The sequence below is a fragment of the Pseudomonas fulva genome (assembly GCF_023517795.1).
GTDB lineage: Bacteria > Pseudomonadota > Gammaproteobacteria > Pseudomonadales > Pseudomonadaceae > Aquipseudomonas > Aquipseudomonas fulva_D.
In genome coordinates this window covers 3,756,639-3,781,042 of the sequence record NZ_CP082928.1, presented here as the reverse complement: position 1 = coordinate 3,781,042, position 24,404 = coordinate 3,756,639, and the positions used below count along the sequence as shown (strand labels likewise).

28 protein-coding genes are annotated in these 24,404 nt (G+C 65.4%); 8 read left to right on the top strand and 20 right to left on the bottom strand.

Annotated elements, in window-relative coordinates; genetic code table 11:
- Positions 1-34: 34 nt before the first annotated feature.
- The gene (locus K8U54_RS17300; protein ID WP_249906976.1) at positions 35-781 is read left to right on the top strand and encodes a sulfite exporter TauE/SafE family protein; all 747 of its coding nucleotides are present in this window, start codon (positions 35-37) and stop codon (positions 779-781) included.
- A gap of 265 nt (positions 782-1,046) precedes the next feature.
- Here the strand turns inward: K8U54_RS17300 and K8U54_RS17295 are convergent, their stop codons facing one another.
- Positions 1,047-2,237: an aspartate aminotransferase family protein gene (locus K8U54_RS17295; protein ID WP_249906975.1), complete on the bottom strand. Its 1,191-nt coding sequence runs from the start codon at positions 2,235-2,237 to the stop codon at positions 1,047-1,049.
- Between the two features lie 104 nt (positions 2,238-2,341).
- Here K8U54_RS17295 and K8U54_RS17290 point away from each other — a divergent pair, with 104 nt between their 5' ends.
- Positions 2,342-3,262, top strand: a complete 921-nt coding sequence (locus tag K8U54_RS17290) for a LysR family transcriptional regulator (protein ID WP_249906974.1) — start codon at positions 2,342-2,344, stop codon at positions 3,260-3,262.
- A gap of 253 nt (positions 3,263-3,515) precedes the next feature.
- Here the strand turns inward: K8U54_RS17290 and aroQ are convergent, their stop codons facing one another.
- The 6 genes from aroQ to K8U54_RS17260 are packed head-to-tail and all read right to left on the bottom strand — an operon-like array spanning position 3,516 to position 7,821.
- Complete coding sequence (gene aroQ / locus K8U54_RS17285) at positions 3,516-3,962, bottom strand: type II 3-dehydroquinate dehydratase (RefSeq protein WP_249906973.1); 447 nt, start codon at positions 3,960-3,962, stop codon at positions 3,516-3,518.
- Between the two features lie 11 nt (positions 3,963-3,973).
- Positions 3,974-4,792 (bottom strand): shikimate dehydrogenase, encoded by an 819-nt coding sequence (gene aroE, locus K8U54_RS17280; RefSeq protein WP_249906972.1) that lies wholly within the window; start codon positions 4,790-4,792, stop codon positions 3,974-3,976.
- Entirely contained in the window at positions 4,789-6,021 is a 1,233-nt protein-coding gene (locus tag K8U54_RS17275; protein ID WP_249906971.1) for a CaiB/BaiF CoA transferase family protein, read from the bottom strand. The genes aroE and K8U54_RS17275 overlap by 4 nt, the downstream gene beginning before the upstream one ends.
- Positions 6,018-6,476 (bottom strand): MaoC family dehydratase, encoded by a 459-nt coding sequence (locus K8U54_RS17270; RefSeq protein ID WP_249906970.1) that lies wholly within the window; start codon positions 6,474-6,476, stop codon positions 6,018-6,020. The genes K8U54_RS17275 and K8U54_RS17270 overlap by 4 nt, the downstream gene beginning before the upstream one ends.
- Positions 6,473-6,874, bottom strand: a complete 402-nt coding sequence (locus K8U54_RS17265) for a VOC family protein (RefSeq protein ID WP_249906969.1) — start codon at positions 6,872-6,874, stop codon at positions 6,473-6,475. Before K8U54_RS17265 ends, K8U54_RS17270 begins: the two co-directional genes overlap by 4 nt.
- Positions 6,871-7,821, bottom strand: coding sequence for a ketopantoate reductase family protein (locus tag K8U54_RS17260; RefSeq protein ID WP_249906968.1), 951 nt, complete (start codon positions 7,819-7,821; stop codon positions 6,871-6,873). Before K8U54_RS17260 ends, K8U54_RS17265 begins: the two co-directional genes overlap by 4 nt.
- 92 nt (positions 7,822-7,913) lie before the next feature.
- Here K8U54_RS17260 and K8U54_RS17255 point away from each other — a divergent pair, with 92 nt between their 5' ends.
- Positions 7,914-8,819 (top strand): LysR family transcriptional regulator, encoded by a 906-nt coding sequence (locus tag K8U54_RS17255; protein ID WP_249906967.1) that lies wholly within the window; start codon positions 7,914-7,916, stop codon positions 8,817-8,819.
- 9 nt (positions 8,820-8,828) lie between these two features.
- Here the strand turns inward: K8U54_RS17255 and K8U54_RS17250 are convergent, their stop codons facing one another.
- Positions 8,829-9,851 carry a GlxA family transcriptional regulator gene (locus tag K8U54_RS17250; protein ID WP_249906966.1) on the bottom strand — a complete coding sequence of 341 codons (1,023 nt, stop codon included), beginning with the start codon at positions 9,849-9,851 and terminating at the stop codon, positions 8,829-8,831.
- 121 nt (positions 9,852-9,972) lie between these two features.
- On the opposite strand from K8U54_RS17250, the gene K8U54_RS17245 reads away from it, so the two are divergent.
- On the top strand, positions 9,973-10,848 hold the full coding sequence (locus K8U54_RS17245) for an NUDIX domain-containing protein (RefSeq protein WP_249906965.1): 876 nt from the start codon (positions 9,973-9,975) through the stop codon (positions 10,846-10,848).
- Positions 10,849-10,905: 57 nt separating this feature from the next.
- Here K8U54_RS17245 and K8U54_RS17240 read toward each other — a convergent pair whose 3' ends face one another.
- The gene (locus K8U54_RS17240) at positions 10,906-11,373 is read right to left on the bottom strand and encodes a GNAT family N-acetyltransferase (RefSeq protein ID WP_249906964.1); all 468 of its coding nucleotides are present in this window, start codon (positions 11,371-11,373) and stop codon (positions 10,906-10,908) included.
- Between the two features lie 159 nt (positions 11,374-11,532).
- Between K8U54_RS17240 and K8U54_RS17235 the strand changes: the two genes are divergently transcribed.
- The gene (locus K8U54_RS17235; protein WP_249906963.1) at positions 11,533-11,979 is read left to right on the top strand and encodes a GNAT family N-acetyltransferase; all 447 of its coding nucleotides are present in this window, start codon (positions 11,533-11,535) and stop codon (positions 11,977-11,979) included.
- A gap of 47 nt (positions 11,980-12,026) precedes the next feature.
- Here K8U54_RS17235 and K8U54_RS17230 read toward each other — a convergent pair whose 3' ends face one another.
- The 3 genes from K8U54_RS17230 to K8U54_RS17220 form a co-directional block, all read right to left on the bottom strand.
- The gene (locus K8U54_RS17230) at positions 12,027-12,344 is read right to left on the bottom strand and encodes a hypothetical protein (RefSeq protein WP_249906962.1); all 318 of its coding nucleotides are present in this window, start codon (positions 12,342-12,344) and stop codon (positions 12,027-12,029) included.
- Positions 12,345-12,391: 47 nt separating this feature from the next.
- Positions 12,392-13,396: a TerC family protein gene (locus K8U54_RS17225; protein ID WP_249906961.1), complete on the bottom strand. Its 1,005-nt coding sequence runs from the start codon at positions 13,394-13,396 to the stop codon at positions 12,392-12,394.
- A 208-nt stretch (positions 13,397-13,604) separates the two neighbouring features.
- On the bottom strand, positions 13,605-14,528 hold the full coding sequence (locus tag K8U54_RS17220; protein ID WP_249906960.1) for an AraC family transcriptional regulator: 924 nt from the start codon (positions 14,526-14,528) through the stop codon (positions 13,605-13,607).
- Positions 14,529-14,805: 277 nt separating this feature from the next.
- On the opposite strand from K8U54_RS17220, the gene K8U54_RS17215 reads away from it, so the two are divergent.
- Together K8U54_RS17215 and K8U54_RS17210 are read left to right on the top strand one after the other, a co-directional pair.
- Positions 14,806-15,315 (top strand): nuclear transport factor 2 family protein, encoded by a 510-nt coding sequence (locus tag K8U54_RS17215; protein WP_249906959.1) that lies wholly within the window; start codon positions 14,806-14,808, stop codon positions 15,313-15,315.
- Between the two features lie 128 nt (positions 15,316-15,443).
- Positions 15,444-15,683 carry an Atu4866 domain-containing protein gene (locus K8U54_RS17210; protein ID WP_249910462.1) on the top strand — a complete coding sequence of 80 codons (240 nt, stop codon included), beginning with the start codon at positions 15,444-15,446 and terminating at the stop codon, positions 15,681-15,683.
- 41 nt (positions 15,684-15,724) lie between these two features.
- Here the strand turns inward: K8U54_RS17210 and K8U54_RS17205 are convergent, their stop codons facing one another.
- The 7 genes from K8U54_RS17205 to K8U54_RS17175 all read right to left on the bottom strand — a co-directional run bounded on the left by K8U54_RS17205 (position 15,725) and on the right by K8U54_RS17175 (position 22,511).
- Positions 15,725-16,207, bottom strand: coding sequence for an OsmC family protein (locus K8U54_RS17205; protein ID WP_249906958.1), 483 nt, complete (start codon positions 16,205-16,207; stop codon positions 15,725-15,727).
- Positions 16,208-16,470: 263 nt separating this feature from the next.
- Positions 16,471-17,763, bottom strand: coding sequence for a PQQ-dependent sugar dehydrogenase (locus tag K8U54_RS17200; RefSeq protein WP_249906957.1), 1,293 nt, complete (start codon positions 17,761-17,763; stop codon positions 16,471-16,473).
- Positions 17,760-18,188 carry a DUF2231 domain-containing protein gene (locus tag K8U54_RS17195; protein WP_249906956.1) on the bottom strand — a complete coding sequence of 143 codons (429 nt, stop codon included), beginning with the start codon at positions 18,186-18,188 and terminating at the stop codon, positions 17,760-17,762. Before K8U54_RS17195 ends, K8U54_RS17200 begins: the two co-directional genes overlap by 4 nt.
- Before the next feature lie 254 nt (positions 18,189-18,442).
- Positions 18,443-19,459: a histone deacetylase family protein gene (locus tag K8U54_RS17190; RefSeq protein WP_249906955.1), complete on the bottom strand. Its 1,017-nt coding sequence runs from the start codon at positions 19,457-19,459 to the stop codon at positions 18,443-18,445.
- A gap of 49 nt (positions 19,460-19,508) precedes the next feature.
- Positions 19,509-20,462, bottom strand: a complete 954-nt coding sequence (locus tag K8U54_RS17185) for a 2-hydroxyacid dehydrogenase (RefSeq protein WP_249906954.1) — start codon at positions 20,460-20,462, stop codon at positions 19,509-19,511.
- Positions 20,446-21,201 carry a class II aldolase/adducin family protein gene (locus K8U54_RS17180; protein ID WP_249906953.1) on the bottom strand — a complete coding sequence of 252 codons (756 nt, stop codon included), beginning with the start codon at positions 21,199-21,201 and terminating at the stop codon, positions 20,446-20,448. Before K8U54_RS17180 ends, K8U54_RS17185 begins: the two co-directional genes overlap by 17 nt.
- A complete protein-coding gene (locus K8U54_RS17175; RefSeq protein ID WP_249906952.1) occupies positions 21,198-22,511 on the bottom strand; it encodes an MFS transporter in 1,314 nt (437 codons plus the stop codon). The genes K8U54_RS17180 and K8U54_RS17175 overlap by 4 nt, the downstream gene beginning before the upstream one ends.
- Positions 22,512-22,675: 164 nt before the next feature.
- On the opposite strand from K8U54_RS17175, the gene K8U54_RS17170 reads away from it, so the two are divergent.
- Positions 22,676-23,641, top strand: a complete 966-nt coding sequence (locus K8U54_RS17170; RefSeq protein WP_249906951.1) for a LysR family transcriptional regulator — start codon at positions 22,676-22,678, stop codon at positions 23,639-23,641.
- Positions 23,642-23,673: 32 nt separating this feature from the next.
- Here K8U54_RS17170 and K8U54_RS17165 read toward each other — a convergent pair whose 3' ends face one another.
- Positions 23,674-24,330 carry a hypothetical protein gene (locus K8U54_RS17165; RefSeq protein ID WP_249906950.1) on the bottom strand — a complete coding sequence of 219 codons (657 nt, stop codon included), beginning with the start codon at positions 24,328-24,330 and terminating at the stop codon, positions 23,674-23,676.
- Positions 24,331-24,404 lie beyond the last annotated feature (74 nt).

Here is a 24,404-nt window from a genome sequence, read left to right as displayed (position 1 = left end):
CAATTGCACCGACCACTCAATCGAGCCCTCGCCCATGCACGACGCCACGTTCTACCTGCTGTTTCTGTTTGCCACCTTCCTGGCGGCGGGGCTGGTCAAGGGCGTCACCGGCATGGGCCTGCCGACCGTGGCCATGGGCCTGCTGGGCACGCTGATGGCGCCTGCGGCGGCCGCGGCGATCCTGATCGTGCCGTCCTTGGTGACCAACCTCTGGCAACTGTTCAGCGGCCCTGCACTGGCGCCGCTGCTACGCCGGCTGTGGCCGATGATGCTGTGCATCGTGCTCGGCACGCTGGCCGCTTCGGCCTTGCTGGTGGTGGCCGATCCGCTCTGGTCGGGGTTCTGGCTGGGCATCGCGCTGGTCGTCTACGCGCTCTACGCCCTGCTCGCACCGACCTTGCGCGTGGCGGCGCGGCTGGAGCGCTGGTTATCGCCAGTGGTGGGGTTGGCGACGGGTGCGGTAACCGGCGCGACCGGCGTATTCGTGATGCCGGCGGTGCCCTACCTGGGCTCGCTGAACCTGAGCCGCGACGAGCTGGTGCAGGCGCTGGGCCTATCCTTCAGCGTGTCCACCCTGGCGCTCGCCATCGGCCTCTACTGGCATGGTGCGTTTCAAGTCAGCCAGCTCGGCACATCAACCGCGGCCATCGTCCCGGCGTTGCTCGGCATGTGGCTGGGCCAGCGGCTGCGCGCACGGATCAGCCCCGTGCGCTTTCGGCAGTGCTTTATGGCGTTTCTGATTCTGCTCGGTGTCGAGTTGGCCTCGCGGCCTCTGTTCTAAGAACCTGCTTTCAGCCCAGGCTCGGCGATTTTGGCTGCTAAGTGGCGGGAGCGGCCATCGCACAGTACCTGTGGGAGCGGGCCATGCCCGCGAAAAATCACGGGCATGGACTGGGCGTCCCCGCCCGTTCCCACAGGCCGTAGGATGGGTGAAACCCATCGCAATTTGATGGGTTTCACCCATCCTACGCTCTGCATCGATGGCCGCTTCTGTCTTGTAGCTGCCGCCTAATGCGCATAAAGATCGTGAACAGGTTCTAAGGCACTTATTTACGAGCCCCCTCAGCGCCGTTCAGCGCGCTGACGATGCCCTGCACGATCGCCTCTATATCTGCAGTGCCGACGATCAAGGGCGGCAAAAGCCGGATGGTCTGGCCCCGTGTCACGTTGATTAGCAAGCCGTGATTACGCGCGGTCAGCGCGACCAGATCGGGCATGGGCTTGCGTAACTCGATGCCGATCATCAGACCCAGGCCGCGAACGGCCACGACTTGCGGATGGCCGTTCAGCACCTCGCGCAGCCGCTCGAGCAGGTACTGCCCTTGCTCACGTGCGTTCTGCACCAGGCCTTGCTGCTCGATGATGTCCACCACCGTACAGGCTGCGCGGCAGGCCAGCGGGTTGCCGCCAAAGGTGCTGCCGTGGCTGCCCGGAGTGAACAGGTCGGCAGCGCCGGCTTTCGCCAGGCAGGCACCGATGGGCACGCCGTTGCCCAGGCCTTTGGCCAGGGAGATGACGTCCGGCACGATGCCTTCGTGCTGAAAAGCGAACCATTGCCCGGTGCGGCCCATGCCGGTCTGAATTTCGTCGAGCATGAGCAACCAGTTGCGCCGCGTGCAATGCTTGCGCAGCGCTTGCAAATAGCCGGCCGGCGCCACCTGTACGCCGCCCTCGCCCTGCACCGGCTCGACCAGCACGGCAGCGATGCGATGACCATGCTGTGCACAGAGGCGCTCGAAGGCCAGCAGGTCGCCGAATGGCGCCTTGACGAAATCCCCCGGCAAGGCGCCGTACGCCGACCGCACGGCAGGGCCATCGCTGGCGGCCAGGGTGCCCAGGGTGCGGCCGTGGAAGGCGTTTTCCATCACCACTACCAGCGGTTGCTCGATACCTTTGCGCCAGCCATGCAGGCGCGCCAGCTTGAGCGCCGTCTCGTTGGCCTCCGCCCCGGAGTTGTTGAAAAACGCCCGGTCCAGACCGGACAGGCGGGTGAGCTTGTGGGCCAGGCGTTGCTGCCAATCGATGCTGTACAGGTTGGAGGTATGCAGCAGCAGGCCGGCCTGTTCACTGATGGCGGCGACGAGCAACGGATGGGAGTGGCCGACGTTGGTTACGGCAACGCCAGCCACGGCATCCAGGTACTCGCGACCGGCCTGATCCCAGAGTCGCGCGCCCAGACCACGGACGAAGCTCAGGGCCAGGGGTTTGTAAGTGGACATCAGGCAGTCGGTGGTCATGACGTAACGCTCCAGCAGTCATCGGGTGGTGTTTGCAGTATCGTTAGCCACCCGAACTGGATAAACATCGCGAAACTTCAATCATCTTCAACCAGGGCTTGATAATGGACTTATTCCAGGCAATGTCGGTGTACGTGAAGGTCGTGGAAACCGGCAGCATGACGGCCGCCGCCCAGGAGTGTGAGATTTCCACCACCATGGTCGGCAACCACCTGCGCGCACTGGAGCAACGCCTGGGCGTCAGCCTGCTCAAGCGCACCACGCGGCGCCAGCGCCTGACGGAGTTCGGCACGGCCTATTACCAGCGCTGTCTGGAGGTGCTCGGGCTGGTGGCTGCCTCCGAACGCCTGGCCGAGCAGGCTCAGGAAGAGCCCTCGGGCACCTTGCGCATCACCGCACCGCTGACCTTCGGCTCGGAAGTGCTGGCCCCTGCGCTGTGTGAATTCTCGCTGCAGTACCCCAAGGTCAAGCTCGACCTGGTGCTCAGTAACCTGCGGGTGGATTTGCTCGACAGCGGCTTCGATGCGGCCATCCGCATGGGCAACATGCAGGAAAACAGCCGCCTGATCGCACGCCCCCTGCAGGACTACACCATGACCCTCTGCGCCTCGCCGCAGTACTTGGCGCGCCGTGGCGTGCCCCTGACGCCCCAAGACCTGCAAGCGCACAATTGCCTGACCTTCGCCTACCCCGCCGGCGATGACTGGAGTGGCGTGGACAAGCACTGGCGGCTGATGGGGCCGGAAGGTGAAGTCACCGTGGAGATCAGCGGCACCATGGTGATGAACAGCTCGGCCGCGCTGTACCGAAGCGCCACGGTGGGCGGCGGCATCGTCATGCTGCCCGATGCCTATGCCGAACCAGATCTGCGTGAGGGTCGTATGGTCGCCCTGCTGCCGGACTACAAACTGCCGAGCAGACCGATGCACCTGATCTACTCGCCAGACCGTTATCAGTTGCCCAAGCTGCGCCGCTTCGTCGATTTCGCGATGGCGCGCTGGGGCCAGCAGATAGCGTCAGCGTAATGAAGCGTGGCCCGCTCGCCCCTGAGAACCTGTTCATAATCGTTCACGATTTTGGCAGCTAAGTGGCAGGAGCGGTCGGTAAATGCGCGGCTTTTGTAGGAGGGGCTTCAGCCCCGAGCTCTTGTTTGCCTTGATAAAAAGCTCGGGGCTAAAGCCCGTCCTACGAGGTCGCCCGATGTCTGCTTCTGCCTTGTAGCAGCCTCTTTAATGTCGCCTAAAAAGATCGTGAACAGGTTCCGAGCGGCCAGCTCGCTCAAGCCTGTTCGCCGCGCACCGCCGTCACGGCTGTACGCAGGCCGAGCAGGTAGCTGTCCACGCCAAAACCGCTGATCTGCCCGCGCACCACTTCGGCGAATACCGAGTGATGGCGGAAGGCTTCACGGGCATGGATGTTGGACATGTGGATTTCCACCACCGGCACGGTGAGGATCGCCAGCGCATCGCGGATGCCGTAGCTGTAGTGGGTCCAGGCGCCGGCGTTGATCAGCACCGCGTCGGTGCCTTCCAGGAAGGCCTGGTGGATGCGTTCGCACATGGCGCCTTCGTAGTTGCTCTGGAAGCTGTCGATCTGCACACCGAGGGACGCGGCCAGCTCGCCCAGGCGCGCGTCGATTTCGTCCAGGGTGATGGTGCCGTACTGCACCGGGTCGCGCTTGCCGAACATGTTGTGGTTGATGCCGTGCAGCATGAGTACTTTCATCGTCTACCCCCTCAAACCAGCGGCACGGTGAGTCGCTTGATTACCGGCCCGGTTTGCGGGCGCACGCCGCGCCACCATTCGAAGGCTTCGGCCGCCTGCTCGACGAGCATGCCGACGCCGTCCGCCAGAGTGCTTACGCCGGCCTTTTTGGCCACCTGCAGAAACGGTGTCAGCCCCTTGCCGTAGGCGAGCTCATAGGCCAGCGCCGCGTTGGCGAACACCGACTCCGGCACGGGCGGCAGCTCGCCGGTAAGGCTGGCCGAGGTGGCGTTGATCACCAGGTCGAACGACTCCCCGGCCAGCTCGTCGTAGGTGCTCAGCTGTAGGCGCGGGTCACTGACTTCGCTCTCCAGCACCCGTGCCTTGGCCATGTCGCGGTTGGCCAGCACCAGGCGCGCCGGGCCGGCGCCCAAAAACGGCAGCAAGGCGCCGCGCACCGCACCGCCAGCGCCGAGCAGCAGCACCCGGCGCCCAGCCAGCGGCTGGCCAAGGTTGTGCTCGATATCGCGCAGCAGGCCAACGCCATCGAAGTTCTCGGCCAGCACCGCATCGCCCTCGAATTTGAAGGCGTTGGCCGCCCGCGCCAGGCGCGCCCGCTCGCTGGGCTGGGTGGCCAGCTCGAAGGCCTGCAGCTTGAACGGCGCGGTGATGTTCATGCCCAGCCCGCCCTTGGCCCTGAAAAGTGCCACGTCACCGGCGAAGTCGCTGGTCGAACCTTCGATGGCGGTGTACTCGATCTGCTGCCCGCAACTCTCGGCGAACAGCCCGTGAATCAGCGGCGACTTGGTGTGACCGATGGGGTTACCGATCACGGCATATTGGTCTGTCATGCTTTGTCTCCATGGCTGTACAGCACACCGTCGGCCTGCAGTTGGGTGATTTCCTCGAGGCTGAAGCCCAGTTGCGCGGCGACCTGTGCGTTGTGTTCACCCAGGTCCGGCGCGACGCGGGTGACCGTGGTATCGCAATCGGAAAAGCGGAACGGCAGGTTCGGCAATTTCAGGGTGCCGTAACGCGGATGCTGCTGCTCCATGATCATGCCGCGCGCCTGGATCTGCGGGTCGTTGACCACTTCATCGATGCGCTGCACCTTGGCGCTCGGCACATCCACCTCGTCGAGCAGCGACAGCAGGCGGGCCACCGGGTTGGCGCCGACCCAGCGACGTACGATGGTGAGGATTTCTTCGCGGTGCTCGTTGCGCCCGTTGAGGGTATGGAAGCGCGTGTCGCTGCTGAACCCGGCAACGCCAGCGTCGGCCTCGACCAGGGCGGCGAAGCGCTTCCAGGAATCGTCGACCTGGGCGGCGATCACCAGGTCGCCGTCGGCGGCGCGGAATACGCCGTAGAGCGTCGAGGTCGGCATGTCATGGCCGGTCTGTTGCGGCAGGATTTCCCCGCCGGACAGGGTGTAGCACTGCACCGCGTACTCGTGCATCGACACCAGGGTGTCGTACAGCGCCATGTCGATGTGCTGGCCCTTGCCGCTGTTCACGCGGCCCAGCAACGCGGCGTTGATGGCCGCCACCGCGTGGATGCCGGTGTACATGTCGCCCAGGGAAATGCGCAGCAGCGGCGGCGCCTCACCGGGTGTGCCGACCATCTGCATGATGCCGCTCTTGGCTTCGGCGATCAGCCCGAAGCCGGCGCGGTGCGCATCCGGGCCGGTGTGGCCGTAGGCGGAAATCGAGCAATACACCAGCTTCGGGTTGCGCTCGGCAAGCTCCTTGTAGCCCAGGCCAAGCTTGTCCAGCGCGCCGGGGCGGTAGTTCTCGATGAACACGTCGGCGCTGTCGCAGAGCTTGTGCATGAAGGCTTTGCCGCGCGGGTCCTTCATGTTCACGCTGACGCCCTGCTTGCCCATGTTGAGCTGCAGGAAGTAGCCGCTCTGCTGGTCGTCGAGGATGAAGGCGTGTTGCCGGCCGGCGTCGCCGCTGCCCGGCCGCTCGACCTTGATCACCTCGGCGCCCAGGGCCGCCAGGCAACGGCCCACATAGGGGCCGGCGAGAAAATGGCTGTAATCGATGACGCGGATGCCTTTGAGCGGCAGTGGCTGGCTCATACGCTGGCCTCCCGGCGCGGCACCATCAGGCGGTGTTCACCGCGCTGCACCACTTCGCCCTTCTGGTTGATCAATTCCGACGGCAGCACCACGATGCCCCAGCCCGGCTTGCTCTTGCTGGCACGCATGGCGCCGACGCGCATCTTCACGTGCAGCACGTCATCGACGCGGATCGGCAGCAGGAAATCCCAGGTCCAGCCCAGCGACATGCCGGGCAGGAAGCGGTACTCGCACTGGGTCTTCAGGCCGTCGGCGATGGACAGTCCCATCAGCCCATGGGCGACCAGGCCGCCGAAATGGCTGGCCTTGGCGTATTCCTCGTCGACATGCACCGGCGTGTGGTCGCCGGTCAGGTCGGCGTAGGCCAGGATGCGCTCCTTGGTCACCCTGTAGCTGGGGGTGATGGCTTCGTCGCCCTCCTGGGCATCGTCCCAGTATTTCTCGACAATGCTCATGCCGACACCTCCACCCGGGCATTCACCGCCAGGGCTTGGGCCACCGCACTGGCCGGCGAAGCCTGGATGAACTCCACGGCCAGGCCATCGGGCAGGCGCAGCCAGTTGCTGCCCTGGGGCATCACGGTCACGCCCTCGAAACCCAGGGCAGCGGCCAGCGCCGCTTCCATGTCTTCGCACATCATGCCCAGGTGGCCCATGCGCCCTTCCGGCCCGGCAAAACCTGGCTGGCTGATGAACTGCATGCCGCCGAGGGTCCAGTACTGGGTCGGCTCCTCGAGGGTGCCGTGCACTTCACGCATAGTCATGCCGAACACGTCGTGGAAGAACTTGATGTACCAGTGGATATCACTGACCGGGAAGGCCACGTGCTCCAGATAGGCTTTGGGAATACTCATCGCTTGGTTTCCTCTTGTTGTTGATCGGCCATGGCCCGTTCGATGCCCTTGATGCAGGCCACCAGCGTGGCGTTGACGGGCGTGGCGATGCCATGGCGCTGGCCGAGCCGCACCACGGCGCCGTTGATGAAATCGATTTCGGTGATCGAGCCCTTTTCCAGGCTCTGCAGCATGGAGGTCTTGAACGAGGCCGGCAGCCCGGCGCTGGCCAGGTTCCAGGCCTGTTCCGGCTCGGTGAGGCTGAGGGTGACGCCCGCCGCCTGTGCCACGGCGATGGCTTCGGCCACCGCAGCCAGGGCGGTTTCGCGCAGCAGCAGCTCGCTGTAGAGCTGGCCGTAGGTGAGCATGGTGATGCCGGTCAGCGCGCCGGTGGCGACGTTGACCAACAGCTTGTCCCACATGGTGCCGAGGATGTTCTCGCTGACCCTGGTATCCAGGCCGGCGCCGCGGAACACCTCGGCGATCTGGCTGACCCGCGCGCTGACCTGACCGTCGAGCTCGCCGATAAAGGTCCGCTTACCGTCCACGCCACAACGGATGCGCCCCGGCGCCAGCAGCACGCCGCCTACATAGGTCTTGCCGGCGATCACCTTGTCGCGGCCGACCGCCTCGGCGAGCAGGTCCTCGTGCCCCAGACCATTTTGCAGCGACAGCACCACGGTCTGCGGGCCGACCAGCGCGCCGGCATCGGCGATGGCGCGGGCGGTGGCGAACGACTTGACCAGCACGATGAGCAGGTCGACGGGGCCGACCTCTTCGGCACGCGAGGTGGCATTGATGCGCACGCTGCGCTCGATGTCGTCTTCGATCACCGTCAGGCCGTTATGCTGGATGGCGTCGATATGTGCACCGGCGCGGTTGAGCAGCCAGGTTTCATGGCCCGCCTCGCTGAGCGCGGCGCCAAAGGTGCTGCCCAGCGCACCGGATCCGAGGATGCAGATTTTCAAGGTGAGGCGCTCCTGCTTTTTCCCTCACCTTAAACACGCCCCCATTGTTGAGCTATACAATGGAATCAATAGCGCTATCAGAAAATTAAATAATGATCCCAACAGACGCCTTGCCCGAACCCAAGCTGCTGCACCTGTTCGACGTGCTCTACGACACCCGCAGCGTCACTCGAACGGCCGAACAGCTGGGCCAGAGCCAGCCAACCATCAGCCTGTGGCTCGGCAAGCTGCGTGAGCAACTGGGCGATCCGCTGTTCGTGCGCACGCCCACCGGCATGGCGCCCACGCCTCAGGCCGAAGCGCTGATCACCCCGTGCCGCGAGGTACTCGAGTCACTGCGCCGGCTGACCGCCTGGGAAATCGGCTTCGACCCGGCCAGCGCCAAGCGGCGCTTTCGCCTGTGCATGAGCGACGCCAGCCATATCACCCTGCTGCCGAAGATTCTCGAATTGCTGCGCCGGGACGCGCCGGGCATCCGCCTGGAAGTTGCGCGTATCGACGGCAACACCGAACGCGCCCTGGAAACCGGTGAGGCCGATCTGGCCATCGGCTTCGTGCCCTGGCTGGGCGGCGGCATCTACCAGCAGGTGCTGTTCCCCCAGGACTGGGTGTGCCTGGTCAGCCCCAATCACCCGCGCATTGGCGATGTAATGCAGCTCGATGAATACGTGGGCGAAAGCCATGTGTTCGTCAGCGCCGGCACCGGCCAGAAACTGTTGGAAGCGGCACTGGCGCGTAACGCCATCGAACGGCAGATCGTCCTGGAGCTGCCGGGCTTCCTCGGCCTGGGCGCCGTCGTCGGCAGCACCGACCTGATCGCCACCCTGCCCCGCCATATCGGCGAAACGCTCGCCGGCGCCCACGGCCTGAGGGTGCACGCCTGCCCTTTTCCGATCGACACCTTTCTGGTCAAGCAGCACTGGCACGCCCGCTACCACCAGGACCCGGGCAACCGCTGGTTACGCACGACCCTTTCGATGTTGTTTCAGGGCAACTAAAGCAGCGCCCTAACGCGACTTCACGTTGCCGTGGCGGATTTCCTTGGAAGGCGAGTTGCCGAAATATGCCGTGTAGCACTTGCTGAAATGGCTCGGCGAAACGAAGCCGCAGGCCACGCTGACGTCCAGCACCGGCAGGTCCGAGTGCTGCAGCAGCCGGCGACCTTCGGTGATCCGCAGTTCCAGGTAATAACGGGCGGGCGTGGTGCCCAGCTGTTGCTGAAACAGCCGTTCGATCTGCCGCCGCGAGCGGCCCGAGTAGGCGGCCAACTGGTCGGTGCTCAACGGTTCTTCGATGTTCGCGCTCATCAGGTTGATGACGGTGCGCAGCGGCTCGCTCATCTTCGCGTGCAGGGTCGGTTTGACCCGTTTGTAGCGCGACTCCTCGAAGGCCAGGATGCCGACGATGCCCTCGGCCAGGTCGTTGCCGTGCAGCGTACCGATCCACTCCAGCACCATATGGAAGGCCCCGGTCGGGCTGGCCGCGGTCAGCCGGTCGCGGTCGACCACGAAGCTTTCCGCGGTCACCTGGCTGTGCCGGGCGATCTCCGCCAATGCCGCGCGGTGCTCGGGATGGATCGCGCAGCGGTAGCCATCCAGTAGCCCGGCCTGGCCGATAAACCAGGCGCCGCTCCACAAACCGGCCAGCGCCACCTGCTTGTCGGCCGCCGTGCGCAGCAGTTGCCTGAGCGCGGGAAGCGGTCGCAGCGGGGTGCGCAGGCCGGCGCAGATCACCAGCAGATCCAGCTCGGCGAGATCCCTGGCGGTCAGTCCGGCGTCCGGGCAGATGACGATGCCCAGGTCGCTGGTCACCGCCTGGCCGTCGAGGCTGAAGGTGCGGGTGACGAACAGGCCGCGCTCGATCAGGTTGGCGGTGACCAGCACGTCCAGCGCCTGGGTGAAGGCCGGCAGGGAAAAGTGCTCCTGCAGCAGAAAGCCCACGCGGGTCTGCCGCGCGGCATCCTTCTTAGCCGCCACGAAGCGCAGGTTCTGCCCCTGCAGCGTCTCGCTGAAACTGCGCCTGTCCGCCATCGCCCGCCCCTCTCTGCAGCCCGCTCACGTCCGGCCGATTGTGGCAGCTGACGGCGGACTTGGGGCGTTCATTTGATTGTGGAACACTGCAGCGCTCTGATGACCCGCGAGGACACTGCCAGTGAGCAGCCCCAACGTTCGCATCCTCAAGCAGCACCTGCTTTCGGACAATTGGTACGTACTGAAGAAGATCGACTTCGAACTGCAGCGCCGCGACGGCAGCTGGCAACCACAGACCCGCGAGGTCTACGACCGCGGCAATGGCGCCACCATCGGCCTCTACAACCGCGCCCGGCGCACGGTGATTCTGACCCGGCAATTTCGCATCCCGGCGTTCGTCAACGAGCACCACGGCTACCTGATCGAAGCGGCTGCCGGGCTACTGGACAATGCCAGCCCCGAGGAACGCATCCGCCTGGAAGCCGAGGAAGAAACCGGCTACCGGGTGAGATCGGTGCGCAAGATCTTCGAGGCCTTTATGAGCCCGGCCTCGGTGACCGAACGGGTGCACTTCTTCATCGGCGAGTATCAGCCCGAGGATCGCGTTGCCGACGGCGGCGGCCTGGCCGAGGAAGGCGAGGATATCGAGGTGCTGGAACTGCCCTTCGAACAGGCTCTGGCGATGACCGAAGACGGCCGCATCATGGATGGCAAGACCATCATTCTGCTGCAGTACCTCAAGCAGCTGATGCCCGTCTCGCCGCTGATGATTGTGCTGGCAGGCCCGGGCAGCAACGACATTCAGGCGTGTGCCACGCAGTTGCTGCAGGCCGGTCATCTGCCGATGCTGGCCGAACAGCCGGGCTCAGGCTCACAGGCCGATGTCGATACCTACGCACAACGCCTGCTCAGCCGTTGCGATGCCCTATTGCGCATCGGCGGCGCGTGCCGCCGCGCGGATCGACTGGTCGAACTGGCGCAGCAAAAAGGGCTGCCGATCTACCACCACCTGAGCGAAATTCCGGCTGTGCAACCGCAGGAAAACCCTGGCAGCTGACACGTCCGCGCCCACCCGCTCAGCCAATCATTAGCTGAGCGTAGAGCCGCAAGGCTTTCATTCGGTCCCAGGAGAGCGATAGCGGACTTCCTGCAGGCTCGCCCCGCCGATAAGCAGGCTGCGCTCAGTTTCCGGCTCCGGTATCCAGCCCACCTTGCGGTAAAAACGCCTCGCCCGCTGATTCTCGCTCAGCACCCACAGGGTAACGCGGCGATAATCGTGCTCGGCCAGGCACTGCACGCCAGCGGCCCACAGCAAGCGCCCTACGCCGCTTCGCCAGTACTGTGGCAACAGGTAGAAAGCAGTGACTTCACCCGTCTCGACTGCGCTGACGCCATCGTCACGACAGGGGCCGATGGCAATGAAGCCGACGACTTGCTCGGTCGCGCAGGCGAGGCTCACCTGGGTTCGCCCCGCGGCGATGGACTCGCGCCAGAAAGCCTCTCGTCGAACGAGCGAGGTGTGCAGAGCGCCAAGGTATTGATCCGGGATCAGGCCGGCGTAGGCCTGCTGCCAACTGAGCACCTGAACCTCGGCAATGGCAGGCGCGTCGGCAGGCTCTGCTGGGCGAATGGTGATGGGCTTCGATAACATTGGCCGAGCTTAGCGCAGCTATTCACCCGAAGGGACCGCCATCGCCGCGCCATAGGTTGGTGCGGCAGACGTAAAATAAGGAGCTTCATCATGACCGCAACCATCCGCCTGGCCACATGCGCGGATATCGAGACGCTATTCGAGATCCGTACCAGCGTCGTCGAGAACCACCTATCCCGTGAGCAACTAAGAGAAATGGGTATCACGGCTGCCGCTCTGCAACAGGCGATAGAAGAATCAGCGTGCGTATGGGTGGCGGAGTTAGAAGGCGCTGCAGCGGGCTTTGCGATGATCGATGCCGAGGCCGGCGAGCTGTTCGCGCTGTTCGTTCGCCCGCAGTGCGAAGGCAGGGGGCTTGGCGCGATGTTGCTGGAGGCTGCCGAGCAGGCATTGTTCGCCAACCATGAGGTCATTTATCTGCTGACCGATGGCCACGCGGCCGTTCGTGCCAACGGCTTTTACCGTCGCCACGGCTGGGCGCAGGTTGCCAGGGTAGACGAGCGCGATGTCCGCTATGAAAAACGCCGCGTTGGCTGATAGGGCATCCCTTCCCTGCCCGCGGTTCATAATCCTGGGCCGCCGGCTCAGGTTTCTACGCCACCGGTGCCAGGCGTGCGCGGTTGCTCATCCTCGGCCTTTGGCTGTGCATCGCTCTCGACGTCTTCCTTGGCGCCCTCCTTCTCCGGTTTGCCGAGCATTTCGTTGGTGGTTTTCTGCACCTCGTCGATCTGCTTGTTGAAGGCAGTGACCGTATCGCTGACCGCTTCGCGGGCAATGTCCTGCACGGCCTGCTCGGCCTTTTCGGTGAACTTCTGCGCCGATTCTTCGGCCATCTCGCAGCCGGCCAGGGTCAGGCCGATCACGGCGACCAGTGCCAGCGCGGAAAGGGGGGATGGATTCATGGCTCATCTCCTGTGGTGAGCCCCGGCCGCGCCGGGGCGTTGGATCGTCAGTGAGGGGTCTTTTCAGCGTCGAGGGCCGGCGGGTCGTTGCGGGTCTTCCACAGCGACAGCAGCACGCCACCGATCAGCAGGCCCAGGGTCACGCTCAGGGAGATCACCGGCGGGGTCTTGCCGATGATGCCGACCAGGAAGATCTTGCCGCCGATGAACACCAGCACCAGGGCCAGGGCGTACTTGAGGTAGGCGAAGCGGTGGATCATCGCCGCCAGGGCGAAGTACAGCGCGCGCAGACCGAGGATCGCGAAGATGTTCGAGGTGTAGACGATGAACGGATCCTGGGTGATGGCGAAGATAGCCGGCACGCTGTCGATGGCGAACACCAGGTCGGCACACTCGATCAGCACCAGCGCCAGGAACAGCGGCGTGGCCCAGCGCACCATGTTGCCGTTGGCATCCGGCTGACGCACGAAGAAGCGGCCCTCGTGCAGGCGGTCGGTGACACGCATGTGCCGGCGCACGAACTTGATCAGCTTGTTCTCGGACAGGTCCGGGTGGTCGTCGACCTTGCTGAACAGCATCTTCACGCCGGTCAGCAGCAGGAAGGCGCCGAACACGTAGAGAATCCAGCTGAACTCGGAGATCAGGGCGGCGCCCAGGCCGATCATGATCGCGCGCAGCACGATGACCCCGAGGATGCCCCAGAACAGCACCTCGTGCTGGTACTTACGCGGGATGGCCAGGAAGCTGAAGATCATCGCCATCAGGAACACGTTGTCCATGGACAGCGATTTCTCGATCAGAAAACCGGTATAGAAATCCATACCGGAGGCGGCGCCTTTCATGTGCCAGACCCACAGGCCGAACAGCAGGCCTGCGGTGATGTAGCCGCCGGATAGCAGCAGGCTTTCCTTGACGCCGATTTCGCGGTGCTCGCGGTGCAGCACCCCGAGGTCGAAGACCAGCAGGCTGACAACGATGGTGATGAAGATCAGCCAGAACCAGGCTGGCGTGCCGAGGAAGTCGGCGGTGAGGAACGGTACTAGGGTGCTCATGAGCCCCTCCTAAGTCAGAGTTGTACAAACTGCAACTCCGACATGGCAGCCTGGTAGCTGTCAGAGGGGCCCGGCGTCGCAGCGCCAATCTAGCAGGCGCTGTGCGGTTCTCAAGTGGCGACTCGTTGCAAATTATAACGAGTCGAAAAGCCGGTAAATCAATTGTAAGTTCGCGGAAAAGTTCCGGTTCCAACCAGGAAAAATTACTTCACATCTCAGCCGCGACGGCCTCCGCCGGCTGGGCAGGTGCCCAGGCACTATCCCGCAGCCGGCTGGCATCCCGGGCTGGCGGCAGGCCGAACAGCCGTGCGTAATCGCGGCTGAACTGCGAAGGGCTCTCGTAGCCCACACGGTAGCCGGCGCCCGCGGCATCCAGCGCTTCGGCGACCATCAGGCGACGCGCCTCCTGCAGGCGCAAATGGGTGCGAAATTCCAGCGGGCTCATGGCCGTGACGGCCTTGAAGTGGGCGTGGAAGGTGGAGCGGCTCATGCCGGCGATATCGGCCATCTCGTCGATTCGGCAGGCCTCGGCGTAATGGCTGCGCAACCAGACGATGGCCTTGGCGATCTGGCTGAGGCGGCTGTCGGCCCTGACCATCTGCCGCACCATGGCCCCGCCACTGCCGATCAGCAGGCGGTAGAGGATTTCGCGCACCGTCAGCGGCGCCAGCTCGGCGATATCGCCGGGCGCGTCCAGCAGGCTGGCGAGCCGGGCGGCGGCATCGAGCAGCTCAGGCGTGGTTTCGCCGAGCTGGATACCGGCAGCGGGCGCGCCATCCTTGTCATCCGCCGGATAACGCAGGGCCAAATCGCTCAGCACGGTCATGTCCAGATCGACCACCAGGCACAGGTAGGGCCGCTCCTCGCTCGCCTCGATCACCGAACCCATCACCGGCACGTCCACGGAGGCGATCAGGTAATTGGCCGCATCGTAGACGTAGGTGGTGGTGCCGGCCGTTACCCGCTTGCGGCCCTGGACGATCAGGCAAAGGGTCGGCTCGTAGACCACCGGCATCGGCACCGTGGGCGTGGCGGAACGCACCAGGCTGACGCCGGGAATCGGCGTCGGCTGAATGCCGTCACCGGGCGTATGGCGGCCGATGATCTGTACCAGCTTGTGCAGCGAATCCATGGCTTCTCCTTTGCACACCCAAGGTTTTACAAGGTTTTTCAAGCGGATGATCAGGTAAGTATCCGGGACGATCCAGCTACGGCCACAGCAGGCTGCACGGGCAGACTCGTTCATGACGGATCGGCGGGCAGGCCTGTGCAACGCCCATCTTGCCTCACCTGAGTCGCGCTCGACAGCCCCAGGGGCTCGGACGATCAGGCAGGCGAGACGCAGACACCGGCCAGCATAGATCAGGCACGCCGATCAGATGGATCAAACAATGAAGAGGAGTTCAGCCATGCGTATCACCACCTCTGGTAACACCCGCGTCGCCGCCCTGTACGGAGCCCTGTTGCTCGGCGCCCTGGTGCCGGGCCTGGCCCAGGCCGACGCGAATGTCGAGGCTCGCAACAAGCAGGCGGTCAGCCAGGCCTTCGACCACTGGGCGGCCGGCGGCAACACCTTCTTTCGCGACATCCTGACGCCCGACGTGGTGTGGACCATCAAGGGCTCGGGCCCCAGCGCCGGGGTCTATCGCGGCGTGGACGAATTCGTGAGCAAGGCGGTACAGCCGTTCGCCGCTCGCCTGTCCACGCCGGTCCGCCCAGTCAGCAAGCAGGTGTGGGCCGATGGCGACCACGTGATCATCCAGTGGGACGGCACCGGCATGGCCGGCGATGGCCAGCCCTATCGCAACAGCTACGCGTGGATCTTCCGCATGCGCGACGGCAAGGCCTACGAGGTGTCGGCCTACCTCGACCTGCCGGCCTATGACGATGTGCTGCAGCGCATCCCCGACCCGGCATGACGGCCATGAGCTACCGAGCAACCTGCCTGCGCGCCCTGCTGCTGAGCGCGCTCCTTCTGGCGGCCCCCTGTGCGGTGCTCGCCTCCCAGCCGACCACGGCGGCCACACCGCCAAACCAGGAGAACGCCATGGCCAACCATCCCTACGTGGGTATGTGGGTCACCGACGACGGCCAGATCCGCCACGAACTGCTGCCAGACAACCGCTACGACGAAGCGCGCGGCACCAGGGAAAGCGCCTATCAGGGTCGCTACGAGATCAACGGCACGCATATCGATTACTGGGACGACACCGGCTTCACCGCCGACGGCGAGTTCGTCGACCAGGATACGCTGCACCACGGTGGCATGATCTTCCGCCGCCGCTAGCGGAATGCGGGCCGCCTCGGTATCGGGGCGGCCCGCGCCGTTCAGCCAGCCGTGCCGATCAGCAGTTCGGGTTCATGGCTGACCGGGAAATTCATCGAGCGGGCGATAAAGCACATGGCGTGGGCCTCATGGTGCAAGGCTTTGGCCTTCTGCAAATCAGAGCCGGCTGCCAGCGTGACCTTTGGCCGCAAAACCACCGAGGTGAATTGCCCGGCACCATCGGCCTGCTCGAGCATCGCGCCCTCGGCATTGTCCTCGTAGGCGGTCACCACCACCCCAGCCCCGGCACACAGGCCCAGGTACCAGAGCTTGTGGCAGGCGGAAAGCGAGGCGACCAGCAACTCTTCCGGATTCCAGCGTGTCGGATCACCGCGAAAGCTCGGGTCGGACGAACCCTCGATGGGCACCTTGCCCGGCGCTTCGATACGGTGCGCCCGGCTGTAGCCGCGGTGGGACGCCGTGCCGCTGCCCTCGTTGCCGGTCCAGGTCACGCGCACGTCGTAGTGATGCTGCTTTTCCGCCATTTGATACTCCCTGAATGATCGCCAATCTGTTCGTCGAGCCTAGCGCTTTCGCGCGCCCGGCGGTTGTACGTTTGGCTGATTTTCAGGCAGCGAAAGGCGCTTTGCCGGCTCCGTGATCGAGGGGAATGCATGACGGCAAAAGCACTGACATTGCGCCGGCACCGGGCTTGCAACGATGGAGCCGTTACCGGGCGCCGGCCAGGATGATCGGCGCCCGACAACCGCAGCATCCCGGGGCGGCCGAGCGCCCCGGGACCGCCTGCTCACGGGTTACGCGTCACCCGCCAGACCGTGTTGGACAGGTCATCAGCGATGATCAACGCACCTTTCGGGTCGACCGTCACGCCCACCGGACGGCCGCGGGTCTTGCCATCCTCGCCACGGAAACCGGTGGCGAAATCGACGGGCTCGCCGGCCGGGCGGCCATTGGCGAACGGCACGAAGATCACCTTGTAGCCCACCGGGTTGTCGCGGTTCCAGCTGCCGTGCTCACCGACGAACACGCCGTTGGCGAACTGCTCGCCCATCTCCGGGATGGAGAAGTCGACGCCCAGTGCCGCCACGTGGGAGCCGAGGCTGTAGTCCGGCTTGATGGTGATGTCGACCATTTCCGGCTTGTGCGGCTGCACGCGGGTGTCGGCATTGGGGCCCCAGTAGGCGTAGGGCCAGCCGTAGAACTTGCCCTCCTGCACCGAGGTCAGGTAGTCCGGCACCAGGTCCGGGCCCAGCTCGTCACGCTCGTTGACCACCGCCCACAGCTGGCCGGTTTCCGGCTGGATGGTCAGCGCGGTCGGGTTGCGCAGGCCGGTCGCATAGGGCTTGTGCATACCGCTCGCGGCGTCGATCTGCCAGACCAGCGCGCGGTCGGCCTCGACCTCCATGCCGCGCTCGCCGATGTTGCTGTTCGAGCCGATGCCGACATACAGGTAACGGCCATCGGGGCTGATGGTCATCGCCTTGGTCCAGTGGTGGTTGATCTCTTTCGGCAGGTCGGTGACCTTGGTCGGCGCAGCGCTGGCCTGGGTCTGGCCGTCCTGGTAGTCGAAGCGCACCACGGCGTCCTGGTTGGCCACGTACAGGTTGCCCTCGTGGAAGGCCAGGCCATAGGGCGCGTTGAGGTTCTCGGCGAATACCGTCTGGGTTTCGTAGGTGCCGTCGCCGTCGGCGTCGCGCAGCAGGGTCAGGCGGTTGCCGCCCTTGACCTTGGTATTGCCCTGAGCCTTGATGTAACTGGCGATCACGTCCTTGGGCTTGAGCTTGGCGGCGTTGCCGCCACGCCCTTCGGCCACCAGAATGTCGCCATTGGGCAGCACCAGGGTCTGGCGAGGAATCTTCAGGTCGGTGGCAATCGCGGTGATGCTGAAACCGTCCGGTACGGTAGGTACTTTATCGCCCCACTCCGCCGGTTCGGCGATCTTCATGCTCGGCAACAGGCCGCGTTGCGGCTCGGGCAGCTTGGGGTCGGGACCGCGCTCGATGGTGGTGTCCGCCTCGCCGCCGCAGGCGCCGAGCAGCAGGGCCATGCTCAGGGTGGTCAGTGTGCCTGCAGTTCTCATCGGGCACCTCCCGAACGCAGGTTGCTCAGGCCCAGCCAGGCGGTGATCACCGCCAGCACGGCGACGATGGCCGAAAGCACCAGGCCGGTCGGCATCATCGCCCAGGCGTCCTTGGCATGTTCGAAGGCGTTGATCAGCCCGAGTACCCAGGTGACCAGCAGCAGCAGGAAATACAGCACCGGGCGACCGGCCTTGCGCTCGGCACCGATCAGGTTGGCGAGGGCGAACAGCAGCGCCAGGCCGGCGAACAACAGCCCGCCAGCGATCAGCCAGGCGGCGAAGTTGGCCCACTGGATCTGGAAGCTGTTCTGGTAGGCGATATCGCTCAGCAGCGCGCCGAGAAACAGTGGAACGGTTCCGGCCAGCAGCATCGCATGCAGCGGCCCTGGCCTGTATCGGTAGTCGGGGTGAGTGGTAACGGTCACGGTGGCTCCTTATCGTTGAGCGATCCTGGGGCTAAAGCCGGTGCACAGGCTCGCGCTGACAGCGCATAGGGGAAGATTGCCCTGCCGGAGCGTTAGTTCACCTCCATTTCCCGGCGGAAATATCTTGAAATATCCGCCGTCGACGCTTTTCGCGGCGCAGCGCCGTCCCCCGTGCGGCTGCCGCATCGGGGTGTGCAGCGCCGCCGGCCTCGCAAGCCCTCGACGAAACCGCGGCAAGACGCCTGGTAATCGGCTCAGCCCAGCAAGCCCTTGAAGAACCGCGCGGCGTTTTCGTCGAGGGTAGCGATGTCGTAACCGCCCTCCTGCACCACCACGCACGGCAGGCCCAGGGCGCGGATGCGACGGCCCAGCGCTTCGAAACCGGCGTGGCTGACCGCCACCTTGGCCTGCGGATCGTTTTCGTAGATATCGAAGCCCAGCGACAGCACCAGCACCTGGGGCGCGAAGGCGATGATCGCCTGCTCGGCCTGGCTCAGGTAGGTGAAGAAGTCCGCCTCGCTGGCACCGTGGGGCATCGGCAGATTGAGGTTGTAGCCCAGGCCGGCACCCGCGCCGCGCTCGTCCTCGAAGCCGGCCACCACCGGGTAGAAGTTGGTCGGGTCGCCATGGATGGAAACGTACTGCACGTCATCGCGCTCGTAGAAGATTTCCTGGATGCCCTGGCCGTGGTGCATGTCGGTGTCGAGGATGGTGACCCGCTGGAAACTGGCGCGCAGCACCTGGGCAGCGATGGCCGCATTGTTGAGAAAGCAGAAGCCGCCGGCCGCCTCGGCCCGCGCATGATGACCCGGCGGGCGACACAGCGCATAGGCCTGTGGCTCGCCATCACGTACCGCCAGGGCCGCGGCGACGGCGGCCTGGGCCGACCAGTAGGCGGCCGTCCAGGTGTGCTCGCCGATCGGGCAGCTGCCGTCGGCCAGGTAGCGCGCGGTCTTGCCAAGGATGCCGCGCAGCGGGTTGTTCTCGCGGATGAAGATGTTCGACATCACCTCGTCGCCCCAGTCCTCGTCGACCTCGTGCCACTGGGCGTAGGCGCTCTGCAGGTAGTCCAGGTAGGCGTCGCTGTGCACCGCGCGCAGCGGCGCCAGGCCATGGTCCGCCGGCTCGCTGACCGTGAAGCCGAGCTGGCGGGCCATGGCCAGCAGCGGGTCGATGCGCGCGGGGATTTCCTGGGGCTCACGCATCTGCCCGCGGGACAGGTAACTGCGCGGGTGATGCAGGCGTTGCTGAGGATGGAAGAAGGTTTTCATGGCGATTATCCGTAGTCATGTGGCCGACGGGCGCGGGCGCGTCGGCGATTCAGTAACCCAATTCGGGATCGACTTGATGGTTCAGTGGCAGGCCGGCCTGCAGGCGCTGCAGGTTGTCGGCGATCTGCCGGGCGATGCAGGCGTCGGAGGCCGCGGACGCCATATGCGGGGTGACCCACACACCGGGCGCCTGCCAGAGCGGTGAGTCGCGGTGCAGAGGCTCGCTGGCGAACACGTCGAGCAAGGCGCCGCGCAATTGCCCACCGGCCAGCGCGTCGAGCAGGTCGGCCTCGACCAGGTGCTCGCCGCGGCCGCAGTTGATCAGCGTGGCGCCCGGGGCCATATGGGCGAACAGCTCGCGGTTGAGCAGGCCGTGCGTAGCGGCGGTCAGCGGCAGCAGGTTGACCAGCAGGTCCAGGCCGTCGAGAAAGCCGGGCAACGCCTCGGCACCGGCAAAGGTGGCGATGCCGTCCAACTCGCGGGATGTACGCGCCCAGCCACGCACCCCATAGCCGGCCTCGGCCAGCCGCCTGGCCACCGGCGTGCCGATGGCGCCCAGGCCCATGACGCCGACCCGGAAATCCCGCGCGGCGCGCTGCAGCGGCCGCTGCCATTGCTGGCCCGCGCGGCCATTTACCACCTGGTCGAAACCTCGGTGAAAATGCAGCACGCCCCAGTGCACGTATTCGGCCATGCCCTGGGAGTGATCGGGATCAACCACCCGGCACACGGGAAGCCCGGCAGGCCTGGAGCGGTCATGCTCGAGGTGGTCGACACCCGAGCCGATCGAGTGGATCAGCCGCAACGCCGGCAAGCGACCCAGGCTGCCCTCGGCGGGGTACCAGCAGGCCGCCACCTCGGCCCGCTCGGCGCCCGGCTCATGGGGGCGCAGCACCCTGAGCTCAGGCGCGTGGCGGGCGAACACCTCGGCGAGCCAGTCCTCGAGGGGCCGCTCGCGGCACAGCAGCACCACGCTGGGCAGGGGGTCAGCGGCACCAGTCATCGCGCTGCTCCTCGATCAGGCTGAGGGCGGCCTGCCAGGCCAGGTCGATGATGCCGTCGATACCATCACGGGCGAACTGCGCCGCGGTATGCCGACAGACTTCCTCGCTGGGAATGTTCAGCGCCACGCCCGCCGCCATCGCCTGGACCTGCGCCTGGCAGGCGCGCTCCAGGAAATAGATCTCGTGAAAGGCGTGGGCCACGCTCGGCCCGCCGGCCAGCAGGCCGTGGTTACGCAGGATCATCGCCTTGTGGCTGCCCAGGTCCGCCACCAGGCGCACGCGCTCTTCCAGCGACAGGGCGATGCCCTCATAGGTGTGATAGGCCAGGTGGCCATGGAACTTCAGCGCATGCTGGGTCAGTGGCAGCAGGCCGTCGCGCTGGGCCGCCACGGCCATGCCGGCGGCGGTGTGGGTATGCACGATGCAGCACATGTCCGGGCGGGCTTCGTGGATCGCCGAATGGATGACGAAACCGGCAGCGTTGACCCGCCGCTCGCCGCCCAGGCGATCCACCACATTGCCCTGCAGGTTGATCAGCACCAGGTCGCTGGCACGCATCTTCTCGAAGGCCACGCCATAGCGGTTGATCAGGAAGTGATGCTCCGGCCCCGGTACCCGCAGGGTGATGTGGGTGTCGATCAGATCGGTCATGCGGTAGTAGGCGACCAGCCGGTACAGGGCGGCCAGCTCGCAGCGCGCCTGCCATTCGGCATCGCTGATGATCTCGGGCTTGCTCATGGGCTCACGACCTCCGGGTTGGACAGGCTGGGGGTAGCGCGCTGCTCGGCGCGCAGGCGCGACAGGCCGATCACGCCGACCAGCGACATCAGGGCGAGCACGCTGAAGAACAGCGCCAGCGGCAGCCACTGCCCGGCGAACTGCCCGGCCAGGTAGGTGCCGATCAGCGGCGTGAGGCCGCCGGTCAGGCCGCTGCCCAGTTGATAGGCGATGGAAATGCCCGAGTAGCGCACCTGGGCGGCAAAGGCCTCGGCCATGTAGCCGGCGATCGCCGAATACAGCGCCGCCAGCAGCAACACGGCCAGGGCGATACCAGCGGTCATGTAGACCAGGTTGCCGGTCTGCACGAGCAGGAACATCGGGTACGGCACCAGCATGCACAGCGCCGCCACCCCCTTCAGGAAGCGCCCCTCGCCGAAGCGTTCGGCCAGCAGTGCCGAGCAGGGCTGGGAGAGGAACTGCAGGATGGTGACCAGGAACAGGCAGTCGAGAATGGTCGACTTGGAAATGCCCTGATACTGGGTCACGTAGGTGATCATGAAGGTGTTGGTGAAGAAGAAGCCGCCCGAACCGATGGTCACCGCCGCCGCGGCGAACAGGATCTGCCGCCAGTTGTGGCGCAGCACGTCCTTCACCGGGCTCCTCGAGGTCTGCTTCTGCTCCTTGACCCTGGCGAACTCCGGCGACTCGGGCACCCCGAAGCGGATCGCCAGGCCCACCAGCATCAGTACGCCGCTGAGCAGAAACGGCACGCGCCAGCCCCAGGTCATCAGCGCCTGCTGATCCATCTCGCTGATCGCGCGAAAGGCAATCAGCGCCAGCAGCAGGCCCGCCGGGCTGCCCAGCTGGGCGAAGGAGGCGAAGAACACCTTGCGGCCCTTGGGCGCGTGCTCACTGGCCATCAGCACCGCCCCGCCCCACTCGCCGCCCACCGAGATGCCCTGCAGGAAACGCAGCGCCACCAGGCCCACCGGCCCCCAGATGCCGGCCTGGGCATAGGTCGGCAGCAGGCCGATGCAAGTGGTCGCCACGCCCATCAGCACCATGGTGAACAACAGCATCTTCTTGCGCCCCAGGCGGTCACCCAGGTGGCCGAACACCACGCCGGCGAAGGGCCGGGCGATGAAGCCGACGGCGAAGGTGGCGAACGCCGCCATGGTGCTCAGCACCGCGTTGTCACTGGGAAAGAACAGCTGCCCGAGCACCAGCGCGGCGGCGAAGGCATAGATGTAGAAGTCGTAGAACTCGATGGTGGTGCCGATGAAGGCGGCCGCCGCAGCACGACGCGGCGTGGAGGTGGGGGTGGTCATCGCAGGCTCCCGGATTGGTTTTTATAGGCAGGAGGAAAAGCACATCCCGGGTGGGATCGGTCGCACTCTGACGGTGCATTGCCAGATCATGCCCCCGCCCCTATGCTAAGCAAAGCTTCTAATTTCAATACTCAAGTATAAGTAAAACGGATACTGGAACGCCGATGAACGCGGGTTATCGCCACGCCGAAGCGCGCCGCTTTCTCAACGACCGGCTGGACTGGAACCTGCTGCGTACCTTTCTGGTGATCGGCCAGGAAGGCAGCATCAGCCGCGCTGCGGCGCGCCTGCACCTCAGCCAGCCGGCCGTGAGCCAGGCGCTCAAGCGTCTCGAGGAACAGCTGGAAAGCGCCCTGGTGATTCGCAGCGGGCCGCGCATCGCCTTGTCCAAGGCCGGCGAGGAAGTCATGCAGATCGCCGCCGAACTGTACGGCACGGTGTCGCGCCTGGGCCCGGCACTCGACGCGCCGGAGGAAACCGTCGCCGGCAAGATCCGCATCCTGATGATCAGCCGCATCGAGTCGCGCTTCTACGACGACTTCCTGGCCAACTTCCACGTCGACTACCCACGGGTGGAGTTCGAATTCGACGTGCTGCGCAGCTCCGACGTGGTCAGTGCCCTGCTGCAGAAGACCGCGTCCTTCGGGCTCAGCCTGTGCCGCTCGCCACAACCGCGGCTGGAGCAACGGGTGATGCTCAAGCAGCGCTACGCGTTCTTCTGCGGCAAGCGCCACGCCCTGTTCGGGCGCAACGACCTGAAGCTGGCGGATCTGAAAAGCGAGAACTTCGTGAGTTTCACCAGCGACCAGATTGGCGGCAACCTGTCGCCGCTGACCATCTTTCGTGACCAGCAGGGCTTCACCGGGCGCATCGTCGCCTCTTCGTCGAGCCTCGACGAGATCCGCCGCCTGGTGGCCGCCGGCTATGGCATCGGTTGCCTGCCGGAACATATCGTCGCCAAGGATGTGCAGGCCGGCGAGGTGTGGCGCCTGCCGCCGGCGGAGGGGGTGATCGACGTGAACGTCTACCTGCTATGGAACCGCGACCAGAAACGCACCCATGCCGAGGCGGTGTTTCTAGAGCGTTTCGAACAGGCGCTGCTGGCAACCGATGTGCGCAACAGGTTCTGAGGCGAGCGGCACCAGGGCCGCCCGCTAGAGGCTCAGTCTGCAGCCGGCGCGCCGTAACGCCAGCGCACGAAGTGGTGCAGGGTCAGCAGCCCGCAGATGATCACCAGCGGAATCACCAGCACGCCGGAAAGCACCGAGCCCCACCAGGCCACCGCCGTTTCCCAGGTCTGCCCCTTGCCGGGTGCCACGAACGCCAGGCGGGTGGCCACTTCGCCAAAGCGCGCATCCGGGTCGAGCACCCGCACCTGCAGCCGGTAATCACCGGGCTGCATGGGAATCTGCGCCACGGCGCGGGTGATTTCGTCGCTGCCATAGCTGGTCAGCTCGGCGCCCAGCGACCCCTGCCCTTCGGACACCAGGTCGCCAGCCGGGGTCAGCAGCTTCCAGGCCAGGGTCAGCGGCGCCGGCGGGTACTCGACCCACTGCTCGTTCTCCCAGATCGGCCCGCCGGACAGCTTGCGCACCGTGAACAGCGGCAGCTCGCCCGTGGAGAACACCACCGCCAGGGTGTCGAACTCCAGGGTCCGGGTCTTGACCGGAAACTCGACGGTTTCGCCCTGATCGAGGCGCACCGGTGCATCGAGCGGCAAGGTGGTCGCCCAGACGAAAAACAGCCGCAGCAGAACGACCAGCACCAACAGGCTGAGCCCCATGCTGCCCCAGAGAATCGCTTTACTCTTGTGACTCAATGCCCGACTCCTACCGACCGCCGCAAAACAGAAGCGCAAGGCTACTCGATATGGGCCTGTGGATTCACCTGCGC